The sequence below is a fragment of the Variovorax sp. CF313 genome, assembly GCF_000282635.1.
In the GTDB taxonomy this organism is placed as follows: Bacteria; Pseudomonadota; Gammaproteobacteria; order Burkholderiales; family Burkholderiaceae_C; genus Variovorax.
Genome location: NZ_AKIW01000009.1, coordinates 22,677 through 30,018, shown reverse-complemented (window position 1 = coordinate 30,018; position 7,342 = coordinate 22,677). Strand labels below are relative to the sequence as shown.

Below are 7,342 nucleotides of genomic sequence, written 5' to 3'. Positions count from 1 at the left end.
CCCCCTACCGGGGGCAACACCTGCGGCCCGGCGAAGCCGGTTCCGCGGTGTTTCTGGAATAAGGTTGCCAATCGATGGCTGATAACAATCGCAGCGCACCCGTGCTCTCGCTGAGCGCCATGGGCAAGGACTATGCGGCGCCGGTGCTGGACGACGTCTCGCTCGTGCTCAATGCCGGCGAAGTGCTGGCCCTCACGGGCGAGAACGGCGCCGGCAAGAGCACGCTGTCGAAGATCGTCTGCGGCCTGGTGCAGCCCACGCGCGGCCAGATGCTGCTCGACGGCAAGCCCTTTGCGCCCACCTCGCGCCGCGACGCCGAGCGGCTGGGCGTGCGCATGGTCATGCAGGAGCTCGGCCTCGTCACCACACTGTCGGTGGCCGAGAACCTGCTGCTCGACCGCCTGCCCAACAAGACCGGCTGGATCCGCCGCGGCAAGCTGCACGAGCTGGCCGCGCAGCAGCTGGCCAAGATCGGCATGCAGAACATCGACCCGGCCACGCCCGTGGCGCGGCTGGGCATCGGCCAGCAGCAGATGGTCGAGATCGCGCGCAACCTGCAGGACGACACGCGCGTGCTGGTGCTCGACGAGCCCACCGCCATGCTCACGCCGCGCGAAACCGCGCACCTGTTCGAGCAGATCGACCTGCTGAAGGCGCGCGGCGTGGCCATCGTCTACGTGTCGCACCGCCTTGAAGAATTGCAGCGCATCGCCGACCGCGTGGCGGTGCTGCGCGACGGCCGGCTGGTCGACGTGCGCGCCATGGCCGGCGTGCGCGAATCCGAACTGGTGCAGCGCATGGTGGGCCGCGCGGTGCACGAGCACGAAGGCCGCGATCGCCGCGTGGCGGGCCCCGTGCTGCTGAGCGCGCGCGGCATCGGCCGGGCGCAGGCCGTGCGCGACGTCGACATCGACCTGCGCGCGGGCGAAGTCATGGGTCTGGCCGGCCTGGTCGGCTCGGGCCGGACCGAACTGGTGCGCCTGCTGTTCGGCGCCGACCGCGCGGACCGCGGCGAGATCTCCCTTTATGAAAACGGCCAGCCCACGCAGCACGCGCGCAAGGGCTGGCGCTCGCCGATGCAGGCCATCCGCGCCGGCATCGGGCTGGTCACCGAAGACCGCAAGTCGCAAGGATTGCTGCTGCCGCAGTCGATCCGCGTCAATGCCACGCTGAGCGATCTCGGCGCCATCTCCCATGCCGGCTGGCTGCAGCGCGCCAAGGAGCGCGGCATTGCGCAGCGGCTGGTGGAGCTGCTGCGCGTCCGCTCGCGCAGCATCGAACAACCGGTCGCCACGCTCAGCGGCGGTAACCAGCAGAAGGTGGTGTTCGCGCGCTGGCTGCACCGCGAATGCAAGGTGCTGCTGCTCGACGAACCCACGCGCGGCGTGGACGTGGGCGCGCGCGCCGACCTGTACGCCGAACTCGACCGCATGACCGACGCCGGCAAGGCGCTGCTGATGGTGTCGAGCGACCTGCGCGAACTGATGGCCATGTGCGACCGCATCGGCGTGATGAGCGCCGGCCGGCTGGTCGCGGTGTTCGAGCGCGGCGCGTGGACCGAACAATCGCTGCTGGCCGCCGCATTCAGCGACGCGACAGGACGCGCCGCCAGCCCGCCGACGGTATCTCCCGTTTCCGATCCGACCCCGGTCACCGCCGACACACCATGAACGCCGAAGCCTCCACCAAACAAAACCCGCCGGCCTCGCCCTCCGCACTCAAAGGCCAGCTCGGCACCTACCTCGGCCTGACGGTCGTGCTCGTGGGCATGATCGCGCTGTTCGGAACGCTCAGCGAATACTTCCTGACGCGCGAGACCTTCGTCTCCATCGCGAATGAAATCCCCGCCCTGGCCGTGATGGCCGTCGGCATGACCTTCGTGCTGATCATCGCAGGCATCGACCTGTCCGTCGGCTCCGTGCTGGCGCTGAGCGCCGCGGTCACGGCGGCCGCCATCCTCGAATGGAAGCTCTCGGTGCCGCTGGCCGCCGTGCTCGGCCTCGCGACAGGGCTCGTCTGCGGCACGGTCACCGGCGCGGTGTCGGTCGCCTGGCGGCTGCCGAGCTTCATCGTCTCGCTGGGCATGCTCGAAGCGGTGCGCGGCGGCGCCTACCTCGTGACCGATTCGCGCACGCAGTACGTGGGCGACGCCATCTCGGGCCTGGCCGCGCCGTGGATCGGCGGCATCTCGGCCGCCTTCGTGCTCGCGGTGGTGCTGGTGGTCATCGCGCAGATGGTGCTCACGCGCACGGTGTTCGGACGCCACGTGGTGGGCATCGGCACCAACGAAGAAGCAATGCGCCTGGCGGGCGTGGACCCACGCCCCATCCGCATCATCGTGTTCGCCGCCACCGGCCTGCTGGCCGGGCTCGCGGGCCTGATGCAGTCGGCCCGGCTCGAAGCGGCCGACCCCAACGCCGGCGTCGGCATCGAGCTGCAGGTGATTGCGGCCGTGGTCATCGGCGGCACCAGCCTCATGGGCGGGCGCGGCTCGGTGATCAACACCTTCTTCGGCGTGCTGATCATCGCGGTGCTCGAAGCCGGCTTGGCGCAGGTGGGCGCCAGCGAGCCGAGCAAACGCATCATCACCGGCGCGGTGATCGTGGTGGCCGTCATCATCGACACGCTGCGCCAGCGCCGTGCCGACCGCCGCCTGGCCTGACGACAGCATCCCGCCCCACCAGGAACAGGAAAAGCCATGGCCACCATCAAGGACGTCGCACTCAAGGCGGATGTGTCCGTCACCACCGTGTCGCACGTGGTCAACGACACGCGCCACGTGAGCGCCAAGGTGCGCGAGCGCGTGGAGCTCGCCATCCGCGAACTGGGCTACGTGCCCAACGCGATGGCGCGAAGCCTGAAGAGCAACACCACCTCGACGCTGGGCATGCTGATTCCCAACAGCTCGAATCCCTACTTCGCCGAGATCGTGCGCATCGTGGAAGACCGCTGCTTCGGCGCCGGCTACACGCTGGTGCTGTGCAACACCGATGACGAACCGCACCGCCAGAGCGTCTACCTGAAGGTGCTGGCCGAGCGCCGCATCGACGGGCTGATCGTGGTGTCGACCGGCGCGGGCACCGCCGACGACGATTCGCTGGCGAAGCAGCTGCACGGCCTGCGCGTGCCGACCGTGCTGGTCGACCGCGAGATCGACGACCCGGCCTGCGACCTGGTGGAAACCGCCCACATGCAGGGCGGCCTGCTCGCGGTGCGGCACCTGCTGTCGCTGGGCCACAAGCGCATCGCCTGCATCGGCGGGCCCGCGGGCGTGATGCCGAGCGAGCAGCGCATCGAAGGCTGGCGCATGGCGTTGGCCGAGACCGGCGCGACGCCCGACATCGCGAACGCCAGCGCACTGCTGTGGCGCGGCGGCTTCACCAGCCAGGGCGGCTACGAGGCCATGCACGCCATCCTGCGCACCGAGCGCAAGCCCTCGGCCGTGTTCGTCTGCAACGACCTGATGGCCATCGGCGCGCTGCGCGCGGCGCATGAAAGCGGCGTGCGCGTACCCGACGAACTCTCGATCGTCGGCTTCGACGACATCGAACTCTCCGCCTACACCAGCCCCCCGCTCACCACCGTGGCGCAGCCCAAGGAGCGCATCGGCGCGCTGGCGGTCGACATGCTGCTCGAACGCGTAGGCGGCAAGCGGCGCGACGCACGCAAGGTGGTGCTGCAGCCCGAGCTGCGCGTGCGCGCCTCGACCGCGCGGCATGCGAGCTTCCGCGAGCCCGCCGCGCCCCTTGCGACCGAAACGCCTGCAACGCAAACCCGAAAGTCCCGCACCCCGTGAGCCCGAAGCCTTCTTCCAGCAGCCCCTCCCCGGCGCCGCGCATCGTGGTGCTCGGCAGCCTCAACATGGACCTGGTGCTGCGCGTACCGCATGCGCCGGCCGCGGGAGAAACCCTGCTCGGCCATTCGATCGCCACCATTCCCGGCGGCAAGGGCGCCAACCAGGCGGTGAGCTGTGCGCGCGAAGGCGGACAAGTGCAGATGATCGGCTGCGTCGGCGGCGACGCGCATGGCACGGCTCTGCGCAACGCGCTGCAGAACGACGGCATCGACACCGCCGCGTTGCGCACCGTGGCCGACGAGCCCACCGGCACGGCGCTGATCCTCGTGGAAGACAGTGGGCAGAACCGCATCGTGATGATTCCCGGCGCCAACGCCCGGGTAGAGGTGGACGAAGCCGCGCTGAAACAGCAGGTGCAGGGCGCGGCCTTCCTCGTCACGCAATTCGAGACCCCCATGGACCAGGTCGCGCGCGCCATCGCGGTGGCGCATGGCGCGGGCTGCAAGGTGCTGCTCAACCCGTCGCCGGTGCAGGCGATCGCCGAGCCGCTGTGGCCGCTGATCGACACGCTGGTGGTCAACGAGATCGAGGCGCAGACGCTGTGCGGCCAGTCCGCCGACAGCCCGCAGGAAGCGGCGCAGGCCGGCCAGGCGCTGCGCGCCAAGGGCATCGCGCGCGTGGTGGTCACGCTGGGTTCGCGCGGCGCCGTGGCCGTCGATGCCGACGGCGCGCGCCATCATCCCGCGCCTAAGGTGCAGGCGGTCGACACCACGGCCGCCGGCGACACCTTCCTGGGTGCGCTCGCGGTCGCGCTGGGCGAAGGCCACTCCTTCGACGAGGCCGTGCGCCTGGGCATTCGCGCCGCGGCGCTGTGCATCCAGCAGCCCGGCGCCCAACCTTCCATCCCGCAGCGCGACGCCGTGCTGCGCAGTCCCTTGCCTCCCGACTGGATCACGCTGTGAAACGCACCGCCCTGCTGCACGCCGAACTCTCCCATGTGATCGCCTCGCTGGGCCACGGCGACATGCTCGTGCTCGGCGACGCCGGCCTGCCGATTCCCGATGGTCCGCGCCGCATCGACCTCGCGGTGGCACGCGGCGTGCCGCAACTCGACGACGTGCTGCAGGCGGTGCTGTCGGAGATGCAGGTGGAAGGCATCGTGATCGCCGACGAGGCGCTCGACGGCGATGGCGACACGAAAAAATTGCCGGGCTGGTATCCGCAGTCGCTGGGCATCGAGCCCCAGACCGTGTCGCACGAGGAATTCAAGCGCCGCACCGCCAAGGCCCGCGCCATGGTGCGCACGGGCGAATGCACGCCCTACGCGAACATCATCCTGATCGCCGGAGTGAAGTTCTGAGGCGCCGCTCGAGCGCCTTCGCTCATTCGAACTTGTAGTTCGCGCCCACGGACTGGCCGACCTTGAGCATGTGCTCCACACCCTGGATCACGATGCAGTTCATGCCGAAGGTGATGCCGCCATCCACGCGCGCGTCGGCGCGGTAGGTGCGCAGCGTGTCGCCGACCTCGGGGCTGCTGAGGGCGGTGGCCGGATCGATGTCCGGGATCGGGCAGCGCGTACAGGGCTTGACGGGGCGCAGTTCGGCCTCGCCTTCACCGGTCGTGATGTGCAGCGCGTCGATGCGGTCCTCGTCGTGCGACTCGATGCCCGCGAGCACGATGTTGGGGCGGAAGCGCTCGATGCCCACGGCCCCGTGGCCCTGTGCCGCAAGGCGTTCGTTGAGCTCGGCCAGCGAGCCCTCGCTCGCCACCAGCAGCGCGTAGCCGTCGGCGAACTGGGTCTGCGCCTCGACGCCGGCGGTCCACTTCATACTCGACAGGCGCTTGTGCTCGGGGTCGAAGCGCACGAGGCGCAGGGTCTGCGGCCTGCCGGGCTCCGAGAGGAAATCGCTGAACCACTGGGCGGCGATGTCGCCCATGTCGTAGGCGGGCACCTCGTCTTTCCATACGCGCACCCGCACCGGCTTCTCGACCCGGTCGAAGGCCAGGTGCAGCGCCAGCATGCCAGGGGCGCGCAGCACCACTTCCATCTGCTTCATCTGTGGCTTGATCAGCGCCATGCGCGGCAGCTGCCGCTGGGTGACGAACTCGCCCTGCGCGTCGACCACCATCCAGGCCCGGTCGAACTCCAGCCCGGTCTCGGTCAGCAGCATTTCGGGAAGCTCGACCCCGGCGCAGGACTTGACCGGGTAGATGAACAGGCGCGCAATGGTGGCTTCGAGGTCGAAAGCAGGCTGGGACACGGTGGGGGTTCCTTGGAATTCGGCGGCAATTGTCCGGCATCGAGGCGCCCCGAAAACTCCCCGCCGCAGGAAAAGGCCCACGCCCCGCCCTGGACGGGCAACTCCTACAATCGTTCGATGGCTCTCCCCCCAGAAGTTTGCATTCGTGGCGCCGGCATCGTCGGCCGCACGCTGGCCCTGCTGCTCGCGCGCGAACGTGTGCGCGTCGCGCTGGTGGTGCCGCCGGCCACGCAGGGCAAGGAAGACATCCGCGCGTATGCGCTCAACACCGCCTCGCGCGCGCTGCTCGAATCGCTGCGCGCCTGGCCCGACGCCGTCCACGCCACCGCTGTGCGCGAAATGCTGGTGCACGGCGACGAAGGCGGACGGGTGCAGTTCAGCGCCGCACGCCAGAAAGTCGATGCGCTGGCCTGGATCGTCGACGTGCCCGCGCTCGAGCAGCAGCTGGCCGACGCGGTGCGCTTCCAGCCCCAGATCGAGGTCGTGGCCGAGCCCGTCGTCGCCCCGCTCACCGTGGTGTGCGAAGGCAAGGCCAGCACCACGCGCGAAGCGCTTGGCGTGAGCTACGAGGTCACGCGCTATCCGCAGCACGCGATCGCGGCGCGCATGGAGGCCGAGCAGTCGCACGACGGCATCGCGCGCCAATGGTTCAACGACAGGGGCGAAGTGCTCGCGCTGCTGCCGCTCGGCGGCACGCACGGCAAGACGGTCGCACTGGTGTGGTCGGTCGACCAGCTGCGCGCGCCCGACCTGCTCGCACAGGGCAACGACGAATTCAACGCCGCCGTCACCGAGGCCAGCCACAACGCGCTCGGCGCGCTCAAGCTCACGAGCGAGCGCGGCGCATGGCCGCTGGCGCGCGCCATCGCCGACCGCTGGACCGGCGCCATGCCCGGCCAGCCGACCCGCTCCTGGGCCTTGGCGGGCGACGCCGCCCACACGGTGCACCCGCTGGCCGGCCAGGGCCTGAACCTGGGCCTGGCCGATGCGGCCGAGCTGGCCGAGGTGATCAGGAACCGCGATTACTGGCGCAGCGTGGGCGATGCCCGCCTGCTGCGCCGTTACGAGCGCGCCCGCCGTGCCGACGTGCTGCAGATGAGCCTCGCAACCGATGGACTGCAGCAGCTTTTCTCGCACAACCTCGGCCCGCTTCCTGCATTGCGCAACTGGGGCATGCGCGGTTTCGACCGCACGCGCCTCGTCAAGCACTGGATCACGGCGCAAGCCATGGGCCTGAAGGCCTGACGCGCCCACTTATTCTCGAATCGAACCAACGGATCCC

7 protein-coding genes are annotated in these 7,342 nt (G+C 69.9%); 6 read left to right on the top strand and 1 reads right to left on the bottom strand.

The genetic code is table 11. The features are described from left to right. Positions 1 to 74: 74 nt before the first annotated feature. The 5 genes from PMI12_RS02900 to rbsD are packed head-to-tail and all read left to right on the top strand — an operon-like array spanning position 75 to position 5,156. The gene (locus PMI12_RS02900; RefSeq protein WP_007828921.1) at positions 75 to 1,670 is read left to right on the top strand and encodes a sugar ABC transporter ATP-binding protein; all 1,596 of its coding nucleotides are present in this window, start codon (positions 75 to 77) and stop codon (positions 1,668 to 1,670) included. Then, positions 1,667 to 2,662 carry an ABC transporter permease gene (locus PMI12_RS02895; RefSeq protein WP_007828919.1) on the top strand — a complete coding sequence of 332 codons (996 nt, stop codon included), beginning with the start codon at positions 1,667 to 1,669 and terminating at the stop codon, positions 2,660 to 2,662. Before PMI12_RS02900 ends, PMI12_RS02895 begins: the two co-directional genes overlap by 4 nt. A gap of 36 nt (positions 2,663 to 2,698) precedes the next feature. Next, positions 2,699 to 3,796: a LacI family DNA-binding transcriptional regulator gene (locus PMI12_RS02890; RefSeq protein WP_007828917.1), complete on the top strand. Its 1,098-nt coding sequence runs from the start codon at positions 2,699 to 2,701 to the stop codon at positions 3,794 to 3,796. Next, positions 3,793 to 4,758, top strand: coding sequence for a ribokinase (gene rbsK / locus PMI12_RS02885; RefSeq protein ID WP_007828916.1), 966 nt, complete (start codon positions 3,793 to 3,795; stop codon positions 4,756 to 4,758). The genes PMI12_RS02890 and rbsK overlap by 4 nt, the downstream gene beginning before the upstream one ends. Beyond that, positions 4,755 to 5,156 (top strand): D-ribose pyranase, encoded by a 402-nt coding sequence (rbsD, locus tag PMI12_RS02880; protein WP_007828915.1) that lies wholly within the window; start codon positions 4,755 to 4,757, stop codon positions 5,154 to 5,156. Before rbsK ends, rbsD begins: the two co-directional genes overlap by 4 nt. 22 nt (positions 5,157 to 5,178) lie before the next feature. Here rbsD and PMI12_RS02875 read toward each other — a convergent pair whose 3' ends face one another. Next, positions 5,179 to 6,060 (bottom strand): MOSC domain-containing protein, encoded by an 882-nt coding sequence (locus PMI12_RS02875; protein WP_007828914.1) that lies wholly within the window; start codon positions 6,058 to 6,060, stop codon positions 5,179 to 5,181. A 117-nt stretch (positions 6,061 to 6,177) separates the two neighbouring features. On the opposite strand from PMI12_RS02875, the gene PMI12_RS02870 reads away from it, so the two are divergent. Then, complete coding sequence (locus tag PMI12_RS02870) at positions 6,178 to 7,305, top strand: FAD-dependent monooxygenase (RefSeq protein ID WP_007828912.1); 1,128 nt, start codon at positions 6,178 to 6,180, stop codon at positions 7,303 to 7,305. The last annotated feature ends 37 nt before the right edge of the window (positions 7,306 to 7,342 follow it).